Annotated in this window: 19 protein-coding genes, 1 tRNA gene and 1 other RNA gene; 9 read left to right on the forward strand and 12 right to left on the reverse strand. The window is 66.0% G+C overall.

What is annotated here, in order from left to right; all coding sequences use genetic code 11:
- Window positions 1–6: 6 nt before the first annotated feature.
- The gene (gene dapF / locus V7Z82_RS02035) at window positions 7–879 is read left to right on the forward strand and encodes a diaminopimelate epimerase (protein WP_334147469.1); all 873 of its coding nucleotides are present in this window, start codon (window positions 7–9) and stop codon (window positions 877–879) included.
- Window positions 880–961: 82 nt separating this feature from the next.
- On the opposite strand, the gene V7Z82_RS02040 is transcribed toward dapF, so the two are convergent.
- Entirely contained in the window at window positions 962–1,603 is a 642-nt protein-coding gene (locus tag V7Z82_RS02040) for a class I SAM-dependent methyltransferase (RefSeq protein WP_334147471.1), read from the reverse strand.
- Window positions 1,604–1,671: 68 nt separating this feature from the next.
- Between V7Z82_RS02040 and hflX the strand changes: the two genes are divergently transcribed.
- Window positions 1,672–3,177 carry a GTPase HflX gene (gene hflX, locus V7Z82_RS02045; RefSeq protein ID WP_334147473.1) on the forward strand — a complete coding sequence of 502 codons (1,506 nt, stop codon included), beginning with the start codon at window positions 1,672–1,674 and terminating at the stop codon, window positions 3,175–3,177.
- Window positions 3,178–3,229: 52 nt separating this feature from the next.
- Here hflX and V7Z82_RS02050 read toward each other — a convergent pair whose 3' ends face one another.
- Window positions 3,230–3,895 carry an SIMPL domain-containing protein gene (locus V7Z82_RS02050; protein WP_334147475.1) on the reverse strand — a complete coding sequence of 222 codons (666 nt, stop codon included), beginning with the start codon at window positions 3,893–3,895 and terminating at the stop codon, window positions 3,230–3,232.
- Window positions 3,896–4,031: 136 nt separating this feature from the next.
- On the opposite strand from V7Z82_RS02050, the gene ssrA reads away from it, so the two are divergent.
- Window positions 4,032–4,401: a transfer-messenger RNA gene (gene ssrA, locus V7Z82_RS02055) on the forward strand.
- Between the two features lie 70 nt (window positions 4,402–4,471).
- Here ssrA and V7Z82_RS02060 read toward each other — a convergent pair.
- Both V7Z82_RS02060 and V7Z82_RS02065 read right to left on the reverse strand, forming a co-directional pair.
- A complete protein-coding gene (locus V7Z82_RS02060) occupies window positions 4,472–4,987 on the reverse strand; it encodes a GNAT family N-acetyltransferase (RefSeq protein ID WP_334147477.1) in 516 nt (171 codons plus the stop codon).
- Window positions 4,988–5,030: 43 nt separating this feature from the next.
- A complete protein-coding gene (locus tag V7Z82_RS02065) occupies window positions 5,031–5,816 on the reverse strand; it encodes an AraC family transcriptional regulator (RefSeq protein WP_334147481.1) in 786 nt (261 codons plus the stop codon).
- A gap of 161 nt (window positions 5,817–5,977) precedes the next feature.
- On the opposite strand from V7Z82_RS02065, the gene V7Z82_RS02070 reads away from it, so the two are divergent.
- The 4 genes from V7Z82_RS02070 to V7Z82_RS02085 are packed head-to-tail and all read left to right on the forward strand — an operon-like array spanning window position 5,978 to window position 9,920.
- Window positions 5,978–7,024 carry an ABC transporter substrate-binding protein gene (locus V7Z82_RS02070; protein ID WP_334147483.1) on the forward strand — a complete coding sequence of 349 codons (1,047 nt, stop codon included), beginning with the start codon at window positions 5,978–5,980 and terminating at the stop codon, window positions 7,022–7,024.
- Between the two features lie 39 nt (window positions 7,025–7,063).
- Entirely contained in the window at window positions 7,064–8,071 is a 1,008-nt protein-coding gene (locus tag V7Z82_RS02075; protein ID WP_334147485.1) for a FecCD family ABC transporter permease, read from the forward strand.
- Window positions 8,068–9,111: a FecCD family ABC transporter permease gene (locus V7Z82_RS02080; RefSeq protein ID WP_334147487.1), complete on the forward strand. Its 1,044-nt coding sequence runs from the start codon at window positions 8,068–8,070 to the stop codon at window positions 9,109–9,111. Before V7Z82_RS02075 ends, V7Z82_RS02080 begins: the two co-directional genes overlap by 4 nt.
- The gene (locus V7Z82_RS02085) at window positions 9,108–9,920 is read left to right on the forward strand and encodes an ABC transporter ATP-binding protein (RefSeq protein ID WP_334147489.1); all 813 of its coding nucleotides are present in this window, start codon (window positions 9,108–9,110) and stop codon (window positions 9,918–9,920) included. Before V7Z82_RS02080 ends, V7Z82_RS02085 begins: the two co-directional genes overlap by 4 nt.
- Before the next feature lie 31 nt (window positions 9,921–9,951).
- Here the strand turns inward: V7Z82_RS02085 and V7Z82_RS02090 are convergent, their stop codons facing one another.
- Together V7Z82_RS02090 and V7Z82_RS02095 are read right to left on the reverse strand one after the other, a co-directional pair.
- Window positions 9,952–10,518, reverse strand: a complete 567-nt coding sequence (locus tag V7Z82_RS02090; protein WP_334147491.1) for a hypothetical protein — start codon at window positions 10,516–10,518, stop codon at window positions 9,952–9,954.
- A gap of 19 nt (window positions 10,519–10,537) precedes the next feature.
- Window positions 10,538–11,347 carry an inositol monophosphatase family protein gene (locus tag V7Z82_RS02095; protein ID WP_334147493.1) on the reverse strand — a complete coding sequence of 270 codons (810 nt, stop codon included), beginning with the start codon at window positions 11,345–11,347 and terminating at the stop codon, window positions 10,538–10,540.
- Window positions 11,348–11,442: 95 nt separating this feature from the next.
- Between V7Z82_RS02095 and V7Z82_RS02100 the strand changes: the two genes are divergently transcribed.
- The gene (locus V7Z82_RS02100; protein WP_334147495.1) at window positions 11,443–11,661 is read left to right on the forward strand and encodes a hypothetical protein; all 219 of its coding nucleotides are present in this window, start codon (window positions 11,443–11,445) and stop codon (window positions 11,659–11,661) included.
- Between the two features lie 631 nt (window positions 11,662–12,292).
- Here V7Z82_RS02100 and V7Z82_RS02105 read toward each other — a convergent pair.
- From V7Z82_RS02105 to V7Z82_RS02130, 6 genes are all read right to left on the reverse strand, one after another.
- Window positions 12,293–13,135 carry a hypothetical protein gene (locus tag V7Z82_RS02105; protein ID WP_334147497.1) on the reverse strand — a complete coding sequence of 281 codons (843 nt, stop codon included), beginning with the start codon at window positions 13,133–13,135 and terminating at the stop codon, window positions 12,293–12,295.
- Between the two features lie 196 nt (window positions 13,136–13,331).
- On the reverse strand, window positions 13,332–16,325 hold the full coding sequence (locus V7Z82_RS02110) for an SIR2 family protein (RefSeq protein ID WP_334147499.1): 2,994 nt from the start codon (window positions 16,323–16,325) through the stop codon (window positions 13,332–13,334).
- A gap of 285 nt (window positions 16,326–16,610) precedes the next feature.
- A tRNA-Lys gene (locus tag V7Z82_RS02115) sits at window positions 16,611–16,683 on the reverse strand.
- Between the two features lie 99 nt (window positions 16,684–16,782).
- Window positions 16,783–18,012 (reverse strand): MFS transporter, encoded by a 1,230-nt coding sequence (locus V7Z82_RS02120; protein ID WP_334147501.1) that lies wholly within the window; start codon window positions 18,010–18,012, stop codon window positions 16,783–16,785.
- On the reverse strand, window positions 18,009–18,446 hold the full coding sequence (locus V7Z82_RS02125; protein ID WP_334147503.1) for a MarR family winged helix-turn-helix transcriptional regulator: 438 nt from the start codon (window positions 18,444–18,446) through the stop codon (window positions 18,009–18,011). The genes V7Z82_RS02120 and V7Z82_RS02125 overlap by 4 nt, the downstream gene beginning before the upstream one ends.
- A gap of 56 nt (window positions 18,447–18,502) precedes the next feature.
- Window positions 18,503–19,288 carry an IclR family transcriptional regulator gene (locus tag V7Z82_RS02130; RefSeq protein WP_334147505.1) on the reverse strand — a complete coding sequence of 262 codons (786 nt, stop codon included), beginning with the start codon at window positions 19,286–19,288 and terminating at the stop codon, window positions 18,503–18,505.
- 102 nt (window positions 19,289–19,390) lie between these two features.
- Between V7Z82_RS02130 and V7Z82_RS02135 the strand changes: the two genes are divergently transcribed.
- Window positions 19,391–20,179, forward strand: a complete 789-nt coding sequence (locus V7Z82_RS02135; protein ID WP_334147507.1) for a CoA transferase subunit A — start codon at window positions 19,391–19,393, stop codon at window positions 20,177–20,179.
- Window position 20,180 lies beyond the last annotated feature (1 nt).

Below are 20,180 nucleotides of genomic sequence, written 5' to 3' on the forward strand. Positions count from 1 at the left end.
GAGGGCATGGTCGCATTCACCAAAGGTCACGGCACCGGCAACGATTTCGTCATCATCGCGGACCCTGACGGTGAACTCGACCTCACGGCTGAGCAGGTCGCCGCGCTGTGCGATCGGCACTTCGGGATCGGCGCCGACGGAGTGCTGCGCGTCGTCCGCTCCGCAGCGATCGACGACGGCGCTGCGAGCCTTGCTGAGGAGCCTGCAGCTGAGTGGTTCATGGATTATCGGAATGCCGACGGCTCCATCGCCGAGATGTGCGGCAACGGCATCCGCGTCTTCGTGCACTACCTCGTGCGATCCGGACTCGCGACCATCGAGCCGGGATCGACACTGCCGATCGGCACTCGCGCGGGTGTGCGCGATGTGACCAGCAGTCAGTCCGGCTACCAGGTCGATCTCGGTCGTTGGCGTCTCACCGGCACAGATCCGCTCGTGACCACAGACGGCCTGCCCGTCGCGCGTCCCGGACTCGGCATCGATGTGGGCAACCCGCATGTCGTGGTCGCTCTCGCCTCCGACGTCGAACTGGCGTCGCTCGAACTGCACCGCGCGCCCGAACTCGACCCCGTGCTCCCCGCGGGCGCGAACGTCGAGTTCGTCGTCCCCGGTGACCCGCTCGTCCGTGACGGTATCGGCCACGTGCGCATGCGAGTGTCCGAGCGCGGCGTCGGCGAAACGCTCAGCTGCGGCACCGGCGTCGCGGCCACTGCACTGGCCGTGCGGTACTGGGCAGGCGAGCAGGCGCCGGATCACTGGCGCGTCGAGGTCCCCGGCGGCACGCTCGGCGTGCGCATGTTCCCGGCTGAGGACGGGGAGCACGTCGCACTCTCCGGTTCGGCGCAGCTCGTGTTCCAGGGCGAAGTCGACCTGATCTGAGCGGCACGGTCGTGCTGGACGCGGCCACGCCGAGCTGTCAGGCTACGACGAGAGCCGCCGATCCGAGCGGAAACGGTGCCGCTCAGGCGATCGAGATGGGTTCGGTCGGCGGCGTGCCGTGCTTGCGCACCTTCAGCACGCGATAGCCCTTGCCGGTTGCGGTGCGGAAGACGCTGAACCCGGGGTGGAACGTCGAACCGATCCATCGCTGCAGCGAGTCGGCGCCGAGGTTGCGCTGCACGACGAGCCACGCGTCGCTGCGGTCGTCGAGCCTGGGGATCCAGCGTTCGAGCAGCCCGTGCAGCTCGTTCTTGCCCACCCTGATCGGCGGGTTCGAGCGGATCGTCCGGAAGGTGACGTCGGCGGGAACATCGTCGGGCAGCGAAGCGTTGATATTGGTGAGGCCGAGCGCGGCGGCATTGCGGCGCACGAGATCGAGCGCCCGCTCGTTCACGTCCACGGCCCACACGGTGGCGTGCGGCGACGCGAGCGCCATCGAGAGCGAGATCGGTCCCCAGCCGCTGCCGAGGTCGAGAAGATGACCTCCCGGCGGTACCGGAGGCGTGTTGGCGAGAAGCACTGCAGTGCCGGCATCCAGGCGATCCGGGCTGAAGACGCCACCAGCGGTGGTGAGGTCCAGCTCGCGGCCCGCGAGCGTCACACGGATCGCGCGCAGGTTCTCGGGACTTGCCGGGGTCGCAGTGAAGTAGTGGTCAGACCCCATACGGTGAGCGTACCGGACACCGGGGGATAAGGTTAAGGCTCGTAACAGAAGGCAGAGACAAGGGACGGATGACGGACACCAGTACACCCCACACCGGCGATGAGGCACTCGATCGCGTACTCGCGAATGCGGAGACGCGCACAGAGGCTCGAGTCTTCGGTGCAGCACAGGCGCTGCAGGACAGCTCGACCGCGGCGCACACCTCCTCGGACGGCAACCAGTGGGACCTGGAGGACCGGCACGCCCTTCGACGCGTGGGCGGCCTGTCGACCGAGCTCGAAGACGTCACCGAGGTCGAGTACCGACAGCTGCGCCTCGAGAACGTCGTCCTCGTCGGCGTGTATCCGCAGGGTGCGCAGGAGGATGCCGAGAACTCGCTTCGCGAACTCGCCGCCCTCGCCGAGACCGCCGGAGCCGTCGTGCTCGATGGCGTGCTGCAGCGGCGCCCGCATCCGGATGCCGCAACCTACCTCGGGCGCGGCAAGGCGCAGGAACTCAAGGACATCGTCGCCGCTGTCGGCGCCGACACGGTGATCGCCGACACGGAGCTCGCTCCGAGCCAGCGTCGTGCCCTGGAAGATGTCGTCAAGGTCAAGGTCATCGACCGTACGACCGTCATCCTCGACATCTTCAGCCAGCACGCGAAGAGCCGCGAGGGCAAGGCGCAGGTCGAGCTCGCCCAGCTCGAGTACCTCCTCCCGCGCCTGCGCGGCTGGGGTGACTCGATGAGCCGTCAGGCCGGTGGCCAGGTCGGCGCCGGCGGCGCCGGTATGGGTTCGCGTGGTCCTGGTGAGACGAAGATCGAGCTCGATCGCCGCCGCATCCGCACGAAGATGGCGCTGCTGCGTCGGCAGATCCGCGACTTCGGGCCTGCCCGTGAGGCGAAGCGCGCCGAGCGACGTCGCAACACGATCCCCTCCGTGGCGATCGCCGGATACACGAACGCCGGGAAGTCCAGTCTGCTCAACGCGCTGACGAGCGCCGGCGTCCTGGTCGAGAACGCGCTGTTCGCGACGCTCGATGCGACTGTCCGTCGTTCCGAGACCGCTGACGGTCGCGTCTACACGATCACCGACACGGTCGGGTTCGTGCGCAATCTGCCCCCGCAGCTGGTCGAGGCCTTCCGCTCGACGCTCGAAGAGGTCGGCGAGGCTGACGTCGTGCTGCACGTCGTCGACGGCTCGCACCCGGACCCCGCGGGTCAGCTGCAGACGGTTCGCGATGTGATGGGCGATGTCGGCGTTCGCGACCTGCCGGAGATCGTGGTCTTCAACAAGGCCGACCTGATCCCCGATGACGAGCGTCTCGTGCTCCGCGGACTCCAGCCGAATGCGCACTTCGTGTCGTCGCGTTCGGGCGAGGGCGTGCCGGAACTGCGCGCCGCCATCGAGGACGCGCTGCCGAAGCCCGCCGTCGAGGTGAACGCCGTGGTGCCGTACGACCGTGGTGACCTCGTCGCTGCGATCCACGAGACAGGCATGCTCCTGGCCGTCGAGCACCAGGAAGACGGCACCGCGGTGCACGCCAGGGTCTCCGAGCGTCTGGCAGCCGAACTCGCGCCGTACGCTCGCTGATCACGTTCTCGCGCGCTGTCTCGCGCCCGACGCTCGTCGATCGCGCGCTCGCTCAGCGCGCGAGGAACCTGGCTTCAACGGTCGCCGAGACGACGATCTCCTCCGGCTCGTAGTCCATGGCCGGGGCAGAGTCCGCGGCGAATGCCGCGCCGCGTGCTTTCAGCATCATGGGAGCGGCAGCGCTCGGTTGGGCACTGGAGATGAGGCCGACGTCGGCGATTTCCTTCGGGGTGACCTCCGTGAGGCCGAGGGCGTTCGCGTAGGCGGTGGCGCGGGCGACCGCGACACCGACGGCAGCAGCGGCGACCTCGCCCTCGACGCGGGTGCGTGTCTCGGGCGTGAGGTGCCAGTCCACCCAGCCGACCTCGACGCCGTCCCAGGCGGAGACATCGGATACCCAGACCGACAGCTCGGACGCCTCGGTGAACGTCGCCGTGAGGTCGATGCTGGCGTAGTAGACCGGCGCGAGGCGCTTGCCCTCCGCGTTCCATGGGCGTTCGGCGCGCACCGACAGGCGCTTGCTCGTCCAATCGACGACCGTGCCGGCATCCGATCGTTCCGTGATGCTCGTGCGCACCGGCTCGGCCAGGCGCATCACCGCGTCGACCACAGCGGCACGCTCGGGACCCTCTGTACGGACGCTCATGGTGATCGTGGCTCGTTCGTGGGAGACCCTGGCCTCATGCTGGCCGCGGACGGTGACAGTCACTTCGCTCATGGGCCGACTCTACGCCAGCGTCCTTCGGGAATGGCATGACCGCGGCATCCGTTGTATCCTGTGATGCTGGGGTTCCTGAATCCCGGGCAGTGACAATTCAACAGTGCGACAGCGGCTCCTTCGGAAGAAGGAATACGGGGCTGATCGGTTTCGACAGCGTCTGTGTATCCACGAGAAGCGGGCCGAGGATGCAGAGTTATCTCGTAAACGCTCTCTGCAAAAAAATAGTTGCCGAAACCAAGCGCAACGACTTCGCCCTCGCTGCATAAGCGAGCCCGATAGTCCGTCAGACCGTGTGTGATTCCGTCACGGACCCTGGCGTCATCTAGGAATCTTGCTGTGTGATGGCGTCTGGACGTCACGCGGGACTCTTCCCAGGCTGGGCTCGTCGACTTAGGTGTCTGTGACAAAGGTCGGAGCCGAGGAGAACGTCTTTACAGACTGCGCCCGGAGAAGGCGTGGATTTTCAGCGTTGGACGGGGGTTCGATTCCCCCCAGCTCCACCAAGCTGCTGTCGCGAGAACGAAGGCCTCGAACCCTGAAACAGCGGGATCGGGGCCTTCTTCGTGCCCGGGATCAACCAACGCGCGACGGCGTCTCCTCAAGCTCGAGCACCCACTCGTTCATGGTGAGATCGGCGCCGCGGAAGGTCGCGGTCATGGTGCCGGCGAGTCGGAAGCCGGCGCTCCGGCAGAGCGCGTTCGACGGCGGATTCGTGGTCTGCGGGAACGCGACGAGGTGGTTCCGACCACCCGCGTGTTCCCGCGCATCTTCGATCAGCAGCCCGAGGGCCCGGCCGGCGACGCCCTGTCCCTGCGCCTCCGGCAGCACGAACCATCCGGTCTCGAGCGCATCCTCCTCGCGCCAGCGCGTCGTCCAGTGTCCGATCGAGCCGAGCGGCTGCCCATCGGACTCGATCACGAACATCCGAGCCTCACCCGTCTCGATCAGGCGGAGATAGCGGGCGTGGCGATCGAGCAGCAACTCCTCGGTCTCAGGTCCGTTCAGGTGTGCGGTCATCTCTGGCGTGTTCGCACGACTGAGCAATGGGAGATCGTCGTCGCGCCAGAGCCGGAGAGCGAAGGATGACATGCCCTCAGCGTGACACAGGCCACGGACACCGCCGTCTGGGTCCTCAGACCAGGCCGCGCCGGGCAGGGATGCCGGTGCGCGAGCGCCGCTTGGCGCGGATGTACACCGCAGGCGTCGAGCCGAACACCTGTCGGAACGCCTTGATGAATCCGGTGGTCGTGCCGTAGCCGATGCTCTCGGCGGTCTCCTGTACCGAGGCCCCCTCGACCAGCAGCCGCTCCGCCGCATAGACGCGCGCGCGGGTCCGCCACTGGGTGAACGACAGGCCCGTGTCGGCGAGGAACGCGCGGTGGAGCGTCTTGCTGCTGACCCCGAGCACGGCTGACCAGCCCTCGAGGTCGCGCTGCTCCTGAGGATCGTGGAGGATCGCCTCTGCCACCTGCCGCGCGCGGGGATCCGCAGGCACCGCGAGGGCATCGTAGCTCTCTTCGGTCGATGCCAGGATCTCGAGCAGCAGGGCGAGCGAGGCATCCGACCTGGCCTGGTGGAGCTGCCGCGCACAGAGGCTCTGCACGATCGCGATGCCGACCGGGTCGGCAGGGAGCACGAGCGGTCGACCCCAGCGCTGCTGAGGGAGTCGGATGCTCTGATCGAGGTAGAGGCTGAACATGTCTTCGGCACCCACCATCTGCATCTCGTGCTCGACGAGTGCTGGCACCCACGCGAAGTGGTCGCCGTGCAGATGCCACCGCGAGTCGGCGACGCGCACCCGAGCGCCTCCAGGAATCAGCGCCAGCTGATCGGCGGCGTGCACGTGGGGCTCGAAGTACTGGTCCGGCGCGACGCTCTCGTGATGCGCTTCGAATTTCTCGGATGTCGATCCAGGCACAGGTTCTCGTTTCGGGATGCCGATTTCCGGTCTCAATCGAACTGAACGGACACGGACACTGCCCTCGACGCAGATTCATGTCCTGTGAGAACGATAGCGGATTAGGTAAGCCTTTACTATGTTGGTGCCTCGTCACCCACGCATCCCACCCGAGGAGTTCCATGTCCCGCCCTGTCCGGCGCGCCCAGCGCACGCTCGTCGTGCTCACAGCTCTCATCGTCGCTGCGTCCGCCCTGTCGGCCTGCGTCCCGACCGACGCCGATGGGAGCGACACCGGATCCGGAGCTTCCTCCGGTGCCTATCCCGTCACCGTCGAGCACGTGTACGGCGAGACGACGATCGACGAGAAGCCGGAGCGCATCGTGACGCTCGGCTGGTACTCGCAGGACGTCGTGGCAGCGCTCGGCGAGGTGCCGGTCGGCGTCGAGGACTTCAGCTGGGGCAACGTCGACACCTACCTGCCCTGGTTCGTCGACAAGGTGGAGGAGCTGGGCGGGGACCTTCCCGAGATCATCCAGTTCACGGATGCCGGCGAGTACGACTTCGAGCAGATTCTGGCGCTCGCGCCCGACGTGATCCTCGCGAACCACTCCGGCATCACCGAGACGGACTACAAGCGCCTGACGGAGATCGCGCCCACAGTGGCGTTCGCCGAGTCGACCTGGGCCTCTGATCGGGACCAGCTCACCCTCACGGTCGGCGCTGTGCTCGACAAGGAGGACGAGGCGCAGCAGCTGCTGGACGATGCGGATGCCGCGGTCGCCGCTGCCGCCGAAGCCCACCCCGAGTTCCAGGGCATCGTTTTCAGCTATGGCTGGTTCCTCGGGGAGGGGGAGACCTCGCTGGGCCTGTACCTTCCGCGCGACCCTCGTGTCCCGCTCCTCGAAGAACTCGGATTCACGGGATCACCCGACATCGCAGCGCTCGAGGACACGACGAAGGAGTTCTACGCGAACATCAGCCTCGAAGAGCTCGGTGACATCGAATCGCAGTTCCACGTCGGCTGGGCGAACACGCCGGCCGACGTCACCCACACGCTGGAGGATCCGCTGATCTCTCGGTGGGCGCCGATCGCCGCCGGTTCGTACTACTTCTTCGAAGACCAGCGCCTGGCGTGGGCGACGACCGCGCCGAGCGTGCTGAGCATCCCGTCGACCATCGATGACCTCGCCGACGCGCTCGCGAGCGCGGTTCCTGCCGCGAACTGATCGGTGTCGACGCTGGTGAGCCGCGCCGCGGAGCGTCCTGTGACGTCCCGCGGCGTTGGCGCGCGCACCGGGGGACTCGTCATCGCACTCGTGGTGCTCGTGCTCGCTGTGCTGCTGAGCCTGATGGTCGGAGCCAAGGCGCTCGCACCGGCGACGGTCATCGCAGCCGTCTTCGACTTCGACGGCTCCGACGCTCAGGCGATCGTCCGTGATTCGAGGCTCCCGCGGACCGTGGTCGGACTGGTCGTCGGTCCGGCGCTCGGCGTCTGCGGTGCGCTGATCCAGGCATTCACGCGGAACCCGCTCGCGGATCCCGGCATCCTCGGGGTGAATGCCGGCGCGACCTTCGCTGTCACCATCGGCGTCGGACTTCTCGGGGTGCGCGGCCCCAACGCCTACGTCTGGTTCGCGCTCATCGGCGCGCTTCTCGTGACGCTCGTCGTGTATCTCATCGGTGCCACCGGTCGCGGCGGACCGTCGGCTGGGCGCATGACGCTCGCCGGCGTCGCGATCGGCGCAGTGCTCAGCGGCATCACCTCGATCGTGATGCTGAAGAACATCGAAGTGTTCAGCACGCTGCGGTTCTGGGGTCTCGGCAGCCTCGGCGGCCGCGACGACAGTGCCGTCGCGATCATCGCGCCGTTCATCGCACTCGGCCTGGTGGTCTCGTTCCTGATCGCCCGCCCGCTCAATGCGATCGCCCTCGGCGATGATCTGGGGCGCACGCTCGGCGCCGGCCTGGTCCGCACACGCGTGATCGCGATCATCGGCGTGACCATCCTGGCGGGCGGGGCGACCGCGCTTGCCGGACCCATCGCCTTCATCGGCCTCATGGTCCCGCACGCCGTCCGCTGGTTCACCGGACCGGATCAGCGATGGATCATCGCGTACTCCGCGGTGGTCGCGCCGAGCATGCTGCTGCTGTCCGACGTGGTCGGTCGCGTCGTGCTCCCCTCGGGCGAACTGCAGGTGAGCATCGTGACCGCCGTGATCGGGGCGCCAGTGCTGATCGCGCTCGCTCGTCGAAGGCGGGTGAGTGGACTGTGAGCGTCGTCCTTCCCGACGCAGCTCCCCGGATGCTCTCGCTCCGGCTCGGCGGTGGCATCTGGCGCCTCGAGCTGCGCACGCTCGTGATCAGGATCGTGCTCCTCGTGCTGCTGCTCGCCCTCGGGGTCGCCGCTCTCATGATCGGCACATATCAGCTCGACACCTCGCAGGTCCTGGCGGCACTCTCCGGCGGCGGTGAGGGCACCATCCGGAAGCTGGTCCTCGAGTGGCGCCTGCCGCGGGTCCTGTTCGCAGTGCTCGGTGGTCTCGCGCTCGGGATCAGCGGCGCGATCTTCCAGTCGCTCACCCGGAATCCGCTCGGCAGCCCCGACGTCATCGGCTTCGATGCCGGTTCGTACACAGGGGCTCTGATCGTGATGCTCGTCCTCGGCAGCGTCTCGTATGCGGTGATCGCGACGGGAGCGGTGCTCGGCGGGGTGGTCACTGCGCTCCTCGTCTACCTCCTGGCGTACCGCCGCGGCATCCAGGGCTTCCGGTTCATCATCGTCGGCATCGGTGTGTCCGCGTTCCTCGTCGGGATCAACAGCTACCTCCTCATCAGCACGGGTATCCAGGAGGCGCGGGCCGCGGTCGCGTGGGGGTTCGGATCGTTCTCGGGACTCGGGTACGAACAGCTGCTGCCGTTCGTCCTCGTGCTCCTGGTGATCCTGCCGCTCGTCATGTTCGCGCGGCGCGGGTTCGCGCAGCTGGAGCTCGGTGATGACGCCGCCAAAGCCGTCGGCGTCGACGTCGAATGCACCCGCCTTGCGATGACGGTGCTCGGCGTGGCCCTCACAGCGATCGTGACCGCCGCAGCCGGACCGATCGCCTTCGTCGCGCTCGTCGCACCGCAGGTCGCACGTCGGCTGGTCCGCGCCCCTGGCCTCGACCTGGTCAGCGCGGGCATCACGGGTGCGCTGCTCCTGCTGTCTGCCGACTTCATCGGCCAGCGGATCGACATCACCGTCGGGCTCGTCACCGTCGTCGTCGGCGGAGGCTACTTCGCCTGGCTGCTCATCAGAGAAGGATTCCGTCGATGACCGAACCGCGCACCGCACGTCTCCGCGCAGCAGATGTCACCATCGGCTACGACCGACGGGTCATCTCCGCCGATCTGTCGGTTGCTATCCCGGACGGATCCTTCACCGTGATCGTCGGTCCGAACGCCTGCGGCAAGTCGACACTGCTGCGTGCGCTCTCCAGACTCATCGACCCGGAGAAGGGTCACGTACTGCTTGACGGAAAGGATATCCATGGCTACCGCGCCAAGGAGGTCGCCCGTCGCGTCGGACTGCTCCCGCAGAGCTCGCTGGCCCCTGACGGCATCCGTGTCGCCGACCTCGTGGCCCGTGGTCGCTACCCGCACCAGACGATGCTGCGGCCATGGTCGGACGCCGATGAGGTCGCTGTCGACGAGGCGATGGCCGCCACGGGCGTCACCGAACTCGCCGGACGCCTGGTCGACGAGCTCTCGGGTGGTCAGCGGCAGCGCGTCTGGGTCGCCATGGTCCTCGCCCAGCAGACGCCGTTGCTGTTGCTCGACGAGCCGACGACCTTCCTCGACATCGCTCACCAGATCGAGCTGCTCGAGCTGTTCACCGATCTGCATGAGGCGGGCAGCACCCTGGTCGCCGTGCTGCACGACCTGAACCATGCTGCCCGCTACGCCACACATCTCATCGCGATGAAGGACGGACAGGTCGTCGCCGAGGGGAGTCCGGACGAGATCGTGACGGCCGATCTGGTCGAGGAGGTGTTCGGCCTGCCGTGCGTCGTCGTCCCCGATCCGATCACCGGCAAGCCGAGCGTCGTCCCGGTCGGGCGGGTCCGCGCTCAGCGCCAGGACTGAGGCGCGAGTCCGGTTTCAGCCGGCCCAGCCCTCACCCGGCCCAGCCGATGAGGACGAGGCTCTGCTTGGTGTCGGCGAGCTTCACCCAGCCGTCGCCGAAGAGGTAGGTCATGCCGTACCCGTCATCGTCGGTGCCCATCGAGAAGCGGGGGTCCTCGGTGAAGTACGTCCCCTCAGGGCCGTCCTCCCGGGTCCAGCCGGACGAGAGCAGCGACGACTGTGCCTCCATGGCGTCGTCGGCGCTGATCTCCGACCAGCCGTAGAGCTGGCCGTGGTCGGAGCCGACCGAGTAGTCCGCCCAGAAGCACAGCAGGCCCTCCGTCAGCTCCACGTCGCCGATCACGAAGGGGGTGGGCTTGGCGCTCCAGCCGGCATCCGTCAGCGCCTGCACCGTGCCAGCCGAGATCATCGATTCGCACGAGATCGGGGCGTCGGTCGCCCGCGGCGTCGGCGTGGTGGCCGGCTCTGCGCTCGGCTCTGCGCGTGGGGAGCTTGGCGGCGACGCTGACGCGTCGGGTGCGGCGGGGGCCGAGCACGCGGTCAGCGCGGCCAGCAGGAGCAGGGCTCCGGCAGCTGCTGACAGGGTGCGGATTCTCATCGTCGGCCTCTGGGTCGGTTCACTCGTGCAGGAGCGTCAGGAAGGCATCGTGGAGGACGCCGTTGGTTGCGAGTGTCGAGCGCGCCGAGATCGTCTCGACACCGTCGAACGAGGTCATCCGACCGCCGGCCTCGTGCACGATCGCCACCGCGGCTGCGATGTCGTACTCCTTGACGTCGAACTCGGCGACCATGTCGACCCGTCCCTCGGCGAGCAGCATGTACGCGTAGACGTCGCCATACGCGCGGTCGCGCCAGACCCGGTCGGACAGGGTGAGCAGCTGGTCGCGGTGGCCGGAGGAGGTCCACTGTCCGATGCTCTGGAAGCTCACGCTCGCGTCGTCCAGCGACGAGACAGCGGAGGTCTGCAGCCGGCGCGGTTCCGTCTGCGTGTTCGTCCAGGCGCCGGCGCCGGCAGACGCCCACCAGCGGCGTCCGAGCGCCGGCATGCTGACGACGCCGACCTGCGGCACGCCGTCGATCGCGAGGGCGATCATGGTGCCCCAGAGCGGGACGCCGCGGAGGAAGTTCGCCGTGCCGTCGATCGGGTCGATGATCCACTGACGATGCGTATCGCCCTCGGCGCCGAACTCCTCGCCGAAGATGCCGTCATCCGGGCGCTCGACGGCCAGGATCTCGCGGATGGCGCGCTCGGTGGCGAGATCCGCATCCGTCACGTGCGAGTTGTCGGCCTTCGTCGAGATGACGAGATCGGCCGCGTCGAAGCGCGGGAACGACTGCGCGTCGGCGGCATCCGCGAGGCGGAGGGCGAGCGCGAGGTCGGCGTCATGGACTGGGGAAACGGCATCGGCGCTGGGGGAGGCGGTCACGCAATCAGGATACGTCAGCCCTGTGCCGGCAGCATGCGGCGATGTCACAGGGAGAAGCGGGAGGGGCAGAGCGGCCCGCGGGTTAGAGTCGGCGCATGGACAACGGGGCGTTCCTCTTTATGGCCGTCATCGTGTTGCCGCCACCGCTGCTCGCGCTGGCGCTGGTCGCGTTCGGCACCGTCGTCGTCGGCAGCTTGATCGCGATGCTGTTGGGTCGGATCGCGGCCGGAAGGCGACGCGGTCAGGAGGTCGGTGCGCGGGAGTCCGCGACGAATCTGGTGGCTCTGTTCACCTCGAAAGCAGAGAAGCCCTAAAGGCCGGTGAGAGTCTGCGAGGCTGATCCGTGCAACCCTCGCACTTGAACCGAGAATGCAGCTGTTCGCCCACGAGAGCACGCGACGAGGCCCTTCGGAAGTCGCGTACGTGATAACGCATGCGGTACGTGCCAGAATCGCCCCACGCGAACCCACTGGAGGGGCACATGAACGTTTGGCAGCGGGGCTGGGCTGCGACCGGCCTAATACTCGGCGGTGCAGCCATGCTCCTCGGGGGCACTGTGCTCGCCGTCATCAAGGGGTCTCAGATCATCGGCATGGGGGTGCAGGGTGCTCTGGGCGTGGTTCAGCTACGTACCGATCCTGGCCGAACCGAATTCGAGGCAAATCCCGGCGTATGACTTCTTCTGGCCCGTGCTTGCTCATCTCGGTGGCTTCGCCGTCTTCTTCCTCGGTTGGGTGCTCATAATCAGGGGTGCGTCGCTTGCTTGGCCTACTCGACTCGACCGTTCTCAGCAGGACGCATCCTGACCACGCTCTGAACGACTCTCCGGTACCGGAGGTACCCCCCGGTCAGCTACGAGATCCGGAGATTGTCGTGCACCGAGCCCGCCGACACCCGCCCAGCTGAGGCGCACGCCGCGAACGTAACTCCTCTACGGCGGGCGATCTAGGGGCGACGCGCGATAGCTTCAGACGAGAACCACTGCACCAGCGGTACGGCCAGCATCACTGCTGCCTCGGCCTCCGCCTGCGTGTTCGGCGCCCAGTTCGGCTGGCCCGCATGACGACCCTGACCTGCCCAGAGCATCTGCACCATGCCCAGGATCACAGCTGTGCTCGGGTAGTCCTTATGCTGCTTCTTGATGTCGAGCGCCCAGTCCTTCTGATCACGCATCGCCGCGAAGACTTTGCCGAGGGTCGCCGTCGGGTCGGTCGGGATCACGACCGGGATAGCAGCGGCCTCGACTGCAAGAACCGCCTGGCGATAACCTGTCTCAGGCTTCGGGTTCACGCCGAAGACTGCGTGCCATGCCTCCGACAGCAGGGTGCCGGCGTGACCCGGTGTCGATATGACGGCGTCCGCGGCATCTTGTACGCCTTCCGGAACGCGCGTCTCCAATCCCGGGACGCCATCACGGAGACCAACCTTCCATTTTGACCCGCCGTCGCGAAGGATCCGATCAACGCCCTCGTGCTTTTCATTCAACTTGTTGACATGCGTGTCCATGATCATCCAGTCGATGATCCTCAGAATGACGTCGCCCTCCAGGCTGTCGAAGGTTCGTTCAGGCCCATTGGTGTTGAGGCGATCGGCAAGGGGCGATCGCCGGGCCGCGAGATCGAAGCGGCGCATCTTCTCGAACCCGTAGTCCGTGCGACCGCCCATAGCGTCGTACACCGGGAAGTTCTTTGCAAACCAAGATCGCAGGGAAGAACGCATCCAGTCGGGCACGCCGTCAGCTAGCGCACCATGTTCGGCTGGGTCGGATCCGAGAGGCGTCCAGGTCATATCCCTATCCTGGCCGACGCTTCTGACGTTGCGCTGTTGAGACACACTGGACTGCTGACGGTTCGGTTGAGTCCAACGCTGTGAGGATTTCGGTTCTCACGGAAGGATAGTCAACGTTCCGAAAGCACGTTCCACAGAGTTCCGGAACGTAGAAGATGACGAAGCCCCGAGACAAGGCACTGGCCGCGAGATCGCGTTAGGCCTCGATTTCAATCCCCTGCTTCCGTCGGCCCTTCTCCAGGCGGTCGCGATTCAACTTCGTTTCAAACTTGCTCAAAACATCAGAGCGGTGTTTGACCCCATCGAACTTGTACCTCGCGCTGATCACGCGCCGAAGGAAGTTGCGGATCTCTACTCGCTCCTCCTTTTCCAGCGACTTATCAGTGATGTAGGCGTAGCGAGCGATGCTCGCGAGGAAGGATGCGCTGAAGAACGTCTTCACCGCATCATCGTCGATGAGCTTCAGGGTCTCGATCCACCGTCTGCTCTTCGTTCCGTAGAGCGCGAGGGTGCGAATCATGCTCCCGTATGAGCCGTTCTCTTCCTGCGTCATGTCGACCTCGACGAGACGTGTCACTAGAGAGGGCCCACTGAGGCAATAGCGGACCCCGCTTGCCGTGATCACTGTGGGGATCATGCGTGTGAGGAAGTGTTTGAGCTTTTCGATGTCCTCCGGAGTGCGAGCGTCTTCTTCGTCCAGGAGAGAGCTAATGATGTCGTCCAGGTCGGGCAGGGATGAGATCTCAGTCTCGTGTAGGTCAGTGAAGCCCACCCACGCGACAAGCAACTTGCGAAGGATGCGGTCCTTCATCCCCTGGTCTCGTACCTCGTCAGAGTCACGCAGCACGCGCGAAGCCAGGTCGACAACCAACATCGCGACACGGGACTGCGAAAGGTCTTCGATTCGAGCGACGAGGAACGCGGGTGTGTCGGAATCATCGGAGTCGTCGTAGTAATGGCCGGTCAACCCCTCACGTTCTACGGAGTTGTCGGCCTTGTCAGCCTCATCGTTATCGCCTTCCGCTTCCGTTTCGCGTTCGTCGGAGAACAGCTCCTTTCGAGCTTCAACTTTGCGCACGCTGGAGAAGATGGCGCCCGACGGCTCCGAAACCGCGATGCGCTCAATCTCTCTCTCGACAACGTCCAGAACGTCTTTGGCGTTCCGCGTCATCGCAGCGTAAGAACGCACGATTGAAGCCAGCTGGATTGGAGACTCGAATACGAGTTGTCTGAACTCGGCGTCGTCACGAGCTGCGATGCCAGCCATCAGTTCCAAGTAGGCAGAGCGCTGGAATCGAATCGTATTATCGGAGGAGCGAGCGAGCACTCGGCGAGCGACGAGGTCGTTCACGCACTGGGTCACGTTGTAATCCCAGCCCAGCTCCTCGAACTGAACCTTCAGCCAATCGAGGACGTCAGACTCAGGAGCTTTGTCCTCACGATCCTGCACCAGACGTCGCGCAAGTATCTCCAAGACAAGCCGCTTGTTGCGAAGCGTCATGGACAGCTCGTCCCGGGTTCGAGGGAGGTCAGCGTTTAGAAGGAGATCCAAGTACTGATCGAGGACGGCGATCTCAGATTCCTGCTTCTGGAGCAGGATGCCGCTCTGCACGAGGTCGACTAGCAGGGTGATCGTGAACGGGGTTCGCGGGAGGTTCTTCTCGCGGATGACCACCATCACGTATTCTGCGACTTTGGCCTCGCGTCCAGGCGCGACGCGACGCGCCAGTTCGCGGGCCTCGACGTTGCTAAATCGTCCGAGGTACACAACTGTGACGTCTTCGCCAGTACGTTCCTTCAGTAGGTTCGCGATGTCCACGGCATCGTTCTGCCGAACTCCCACGACTTTTAGTCCAGCCACTGACTCAGCGATGTCGTCCATTGCCCGGTCGAAGCGAGTTGAGCCATCAAAACGAAGGTTGTCGACACCAAGTGCCATGAGCTTCCTGGTTTCGTCGGAGGGCGACTCCACTCCCCATGACCGGTACGAGCGCTCGATGACTCGACCAATGGGGTTCGCCCCGGAGACCATCGGATCAGCAGCGAGAAGGACATGTGCGTTCGCACGCAGGTCGAGGGCTCGCGTGAGGCAATAGTTCACAGCTGTCGAGACACCCGAAGACTCCTCACCAGCGATGAGAATGATCCCGCCGTCGCGTATCTTCTCGGACAAGTCGACTGGTCCGGGCTTATCTTTCTCGGCGTTGAGAACTGCGTTTGTTGCGTACTGGTCGTGGGGTTCGGGGAGGAAGATCGGCGGAACAACGAGGTCCGCGACTGACTTTTCGCTCAGCGTCTCGTTGTCGCGCCATAGCGTTGAGTTATCGCGTAAGGCGTCGAGAACTAAGCTGCGTGATTTCGGCCCCAAGCCGGATGGAGTATGGTCAGCGGTCGGTGCGAGAGACAGGAGGAAACTTGCCAGATCGTCATGGGTATCCCCGAAGCCAACGTCGACCACCGTCTTCAGCTCAGTCGTCGGGTCGACTTTCGAGTTGAGACAGAGCCGATAGTGGGGGTGTGCGCTCGTCGGGAAGCGATCACCAAAGGCCTTGATCATCGGACTGAAGTTCGGATCAGTAAGGCCGTCGCCCACCCCAACGAACAGAAACGTCTTCAACGCGAACGCCCCCGTCTGGACGCTCTGAGCGTCGGCGTTCTCCGTAATCGTCTGATAGTCGCCCTGGGAGAAGATCACGGAATCTATGTCGGTCCAAACGCCGTGCAGGTGACCGATGGCTACAGACTCCTGCAACAGCACACGCCGCATATCGCTCGGACGGTGCCAAGTTGCCGATGGCCGGCTCAGGATCTTCTCTAGCAGGTCGTCATAGTTGGTGGTCAGGATCGGAGCCCCAAGCGCGGCCAGCGCTGTCGGGACGTCGGGTTTCACACATGGGAGTTCGCCCACAGACTGTGCGATCCAGCGGCCGAAGTCTTTTCCGAGATACCGCTTCAAGTCGTGAGCGATACCGACCAGGTCTTCTGCGCTCGTCGCCTTCTCCATGCGCAGCTGGAGCAGGGAAGAGGTGTCCGGATCGCGCTTCTCGACGTGGCGAATCCCATCATCGATCAGGCCGCCCCATCCGCTCGTTGGCGCTCCGTCCGTAATCCCGGTTGTGACGCCTGTGCCCGCAATGATCACGAGCCGCCCGTTGGCAAGCTCGGTCGCGAGACGTTCCTTGATCTCCACTGTTTCCCCCTGGACCCATGGCGATGCGTTCATTGCAACCCAATATATTGACACTAGCGAACTGTTGCTTCTTGCTGATTCGCTCTAACGTCGGGTCTCTTGGGGGCCGGTGCTGAGGTCGCCCCACCCGCTTTCTGTGGGCTCGACGCGCAGCTCGACCTAGCGGATGAGTGACGAGCGGTCCTGACTGGATCCTGAACGGTCCTTCTCTAGTGCATCGCACGAGAACTTGTCGGGAAAGCAGAAAAGCCTCGATGACTGGCGAGAGTCATCGAGGCTGATCCGTGCACCCCCTCGGACTTGAACCGAGAACCCACTGATTAAGAGTCAGTTGCTCTGCCGATTGAGCTAGAGGTGCGTGGCCCGGGAAGAACCCCGGCCGAGGAATTACATTACCAGTCGATCGACGGCATGTGAAATCGAGCTCGGCCTGTGCGCCTCCCGGGCGCGTCGCGGCTCAGCCAGCGTCTCCGACGAGGATCGCCTCGGCGTCCTCGACGGTGGCATCGACCGGCTCATCGTCGATGTGCGAGAGCACCCTGCGGCCGAGGAACACCGTCAGGGCGGCGATCAGGACGGCGGCTGCGGCGAACAGGTACGGGACCGTCGCGTTGGTCGCGTGCCACAGCAGCGCGGCGATCGGGGGAGCCATCGCGCCGCCGAGGAAGCGAACCGCGGAGTAGGACGAGGATGCCACGGAGCGGGGGAGATCCGTCGCCTCCATCACAGCCTCGGTGAGCACGGTGTTCATCACGCCGAGGAGCAGACCGCCGACGACGATGCACGCGACGAGCGCTCCGGCGTTGCCGACGACCAGTCCGGCGACGACGAGGTCGACGGCGAGCAGCGGCAGCACGAGCAGGATGATGCGCGTGCGCGGCATCCGACGCATCAGCACCGGCGCGACCCAGACGCTCGTGACGGCGAGTGCGACGCCCCAGCCGAAGAACGTGAGGCCGATGCCCATCGCGCCGAAGCCGAGTGGGAACGGCGAGAACGCCAACAGCACGAAGAAGCCGATGTTGTAGAACAGCGCGGCGACCGCGAGGATCGCGAGCGCCGGGCGACGCAGTGCCGTGAACGGTGCGGAGAACGCGATCGGCTTCCGCTCCTCCCGTGGTCCACGAAGCAGCACCAGCACGGCGACGAAGGCGATCGCCATCAGCACGACGACGCCGAAGAACGGTCCGCGCCAGCTCTGCTCGCCGAGCAGACCGCCGAGGAGCGGTCCGATCGCGATGCCGAGACCCAGTGCTGCCTCGTACAGGATGATCGCGGCGCTGCTGCCGCCGGATGCCGCGCCGACGATGGTGGCGAGTGCGGTCGAGATGAAGAGTGCGTTACCGAGACCCCAGCCCGCCCGGAAGCCGATCACCGCGTCGACGCTGCCGCTGATCGCGCACAGGAAGGCGAACACGACGATCAGGCCGAGGCCGATGAGCAGGGTCGACTTCGCGCCGATGCGGCTCGAGATCCAACTCGTCACGAGCATCGCGAGTCCGGTCACCAGCAGGTAGCTCGTGAAGAGCAGCTCGGTCTCGACCGGACTGGCCTGCAGGGATTCCGCGATCGCAGGAAGGATCGGGTCGACCAGACCGATGCCCATGAAGGCCACGACGCACGCGAATGCGACCGCCCAGACCTGTGCCGGTTGCTTCCAGGGGGATGCGGTCGGGGTGCCGCTCATCGGTGTGCTCCATCTCGTTCGGTGTCGGTGTGCGCTGCGAGGATCTCCGCAGCGCGGGTGATGGCGGCCCAGTCCTCGTCGCCGAGTCCGGCGAAGCGGGGGGCCAGCGTGTCGCGGAACTCCGCCCGCCATGCGGTGAGTGCGGATGCCCCGGCAGCCGTGATGTCGACGACGATCCCGCGGGAGTCGGCTGCGTCGGGGGAGCGCTCGACCAGGCCGTCACGCTCGAGCGTGCCGATCAGGCGCGTCATGCCCGGCTGCGTCGTGCGCGCCGCTGCAGCGAGCTCGCCCACTCGCCGACCGCCCTGCTGTTCGAGCAGGCTCAGCACGCGCCATTGGGCGGCGGGCGCCTCGTTCCCTGCATCCTGGGCGGCGATGCGAGCGAGCGCATAGGCGGAGAGGACGAGGGAGGGGATCACATCCACACGTTTCATACCAGCAAGTATATACCTGTTGGTATGAACCTGTCGCCCGCTCCGCGACGGGGCCGTCAGCGCCGAGCGTTCGCGATGCGCGCGGAGAGCTCGTGAGCGTGCGCCAGCAGGGTGCGGCCGAGCTGCGCGATGCGCTCAGGGCCGAAGCGGAATTCCACGCCGGTCAGGCTCAGCGCCCATTCCGGACGGCCGGCGCGATCGAACACGGCGGCGCCCATGCCCCAGCTGCCCTCGACGATGAGACCCGGGTTGATCGCGTACCCGCGCTCCTTCGTCTCGGCCAGGCGGGTGCGAAGCGGACGTTCGCCGTGCGGGCCGCCCCAGCGCTCCTCGAGCTCGGGATGGCGTTCGAGATAGGAATCCACATCGTGGTCTGGCAGGAAGGCCAGGATCGCCAGTCCCGCACTCGCGACGCCCAGCGGGAAGCGCACGCCCTCGCTCAGCACGAACGAACGGATCGGGAACGATCCCTCCTCGCGGAGCAGGCAGACGGTCTCATCGGCGCGCCTGGCGGAGAAGAACGCGCTCTCCTCGGTCTTGACCGCGAGCGAGCGGACGAGATCGCGCGCGAGCGCCGTGACGTCATAGCGCGCTGCGGCCGCGGTGCCCATCAGGAACAGCTCAGGCCCCGGCATCCAGCGCGTGCTGTCGTCGTCGCGATCGACCAGTCCCTCCGCCTTGAGCGCGGTCAGCAGGCGATGCGCCGTGGAGCGGGAGAGGTCGGCGTCCCGTGCGAGTTCCTGGAGCCCTGCACCGTTCGCACCGCTAGCGGTCACGAGCCGCAGCAGGCGGGCGGCTCGGGCGATCGCCTGAGCGCCCGGGATGCTTCGCGTCGATTCCATAATGTGGACGCTAGTCCTCGGATCGACCACATCGCAAGAACCGCCTACCGCTCACCGACGCGCAGGAGCGAGGCTGGGATCACACGGTTCGAAGGAGTGCGCGTGATCGACAAGGAATGGTCAACGGCGGCGGATGCTGTCGCCGACATCTCGGATGGGGCGTCGCTCGCGGTCGGCGGGTTCGGTCTCTCCGGCAACCCGATCGCGCTGATCGAGGCACTGCTCGCGCAGGGCACGAGCGATCTGAGCGTGGTCAGCAACAACTGCGGCGTCGACGACTGGGGTCTCGGTGTGCTGCTCGGCGCCGGGCGGATCCGGAAGATGACCTCGTCGTACGTCGGCGAGAACAAGGAGTTCGAGCGGCAGTTCCTCAGCGGCGAGCTGGAACTCGAGCTCACCCCGCAGGGCACGCTGGCCGAGAAGCTCCGGGCGGGCGGCTCCGGCATCGCGGCCTTCTTCACGCAGACCGGCGTCGGCACGCAGGTGGCCGAGGGCGGACTCCCGCGCCGATACAGCCCAGACGGGACGATCGCGGTCGCATCTCCGGCCAAGGACGTGCGTTCCTTCGACGTCGACGGCGAGAGCCGCGAGTTCGTGCTGGAAGAGGCCATCACCACGGACTACGCGCTCGTGCACGCCCTGGTCGGCGACCGGCACGGCAATCTGATCTTCAACAAGGCGGCACGCAACTTCAACCCGCTCGCCGCCATGGCAGGGCGCGTCTGCATCGCCCAGGTCGAGCAGCTCGTCGACCCCGGTGAGCTCGACCCCGACCGCATCCACCTCCCCGGCGTCTTCGTGCACCGGATCGTCGAGGTGGGCGGCGACATCCCCAAACGCATCGAGCGGCGCACGATCTCCGACCTCGCAGCCGCAACAGAAGGAGACTGAG

The sequence above is a fragment of the Microbacterium sp. genome (genome assembly GCF_036823965.1).
GTDB lineage: Bacteria > Actinomycetota > Actinomycetes > Actinomycetales > Microbacteriaceae > Microbacterium.

Coding starts and splice junctions, on each gene's coding strand:
- dapF (WP_334147469.1), top strand. CDS start 7: ATGGTCGCATTCACCAAAGGTCACGGCACCGGCAACGATTTCGTCATC.
- V7Z82_RS02040 (WP_334147471.1), bottom strand. CDS start 1,603: ATGGGGTCTGACCACTACTTCACTGCGACCCCGGCAAGTCCCGAGAAC.
- hflX (WP_334147473.1), top strand. CDS start 1,672: ATGACGGACACCAGTACACCCCACACCGGCGATGAGGCACTCGATCGC.
- V7Z82_RS02050 (WP_334147475.1), bottom strand. CDS start 3,895: ATGAGCGAAGTGACTGTCACCGTCCGCGGCCAGCATGAGGCCAGGGTC.
- V7Z82_RS02060 (WP_334147477.1), bottom strand. CDS start 4,987: ATGTCATCCTTCGCTCTCCGGCTCTGGCGCGACGACGATCTCCCATTG.
- V7Z82_RS02070 (WP_334147483.1), top strand. CDS start 5,978: ATGTCCCGCCCTGTCCGGCGCGCCCAGCGCACGCTCGTCGTGCTCACA.
- V7Z82_RS02085 (WP_334147489.1), top strand. CDS start 9,108: ATGACCGAACCGCGCACCGCACGTCTCCGCGCAGCAGATGTCACCATC.
- V7Z82_RS02090 (WP_334147491.1), bottom strand. CDS start 10,518: ATGAGAATCCGCACCCTGTCAGCAGCTGCCGGAGCCCTGCTCCTGCTG.
- V7Z82_RS02100 (WP_334147495.1), top strand. CDS start 11,443: ATGGACAACGGGGCGTTCCTCTTTATGGCCGTCATCGTGTTGCCGCCA.
- V7Z82_RS02105 (WP_334147497.1), bottom strand. CDS start 13,135: ATGACCTGGACGCCTCTCGGATCCGACCCAGCCGAACATGGTGCGCTA.
- V7Z82_RS02120 (WP_334147501.1), bottom strand. CDS start 18,012: ATGAGCGGCACCCCGACCGCATCCCCCTGGAAGCAACCGGCACAGGTC.
- V7Z82_RS02125 (WP_334147503.1), bottom strand. CDS start 18,446: ATGAAACGTGTGGATGTGATCCCCTCCCTCGTCCTCTCCGCCTATGCG.
- V7Z82_RS02130 (WP_334147505.1), bottom strand. CDS start 19,288: ATGGAATCGACGCGAAGCATCCCGGGCGCTCAGGCGATCGCCCGAGCC.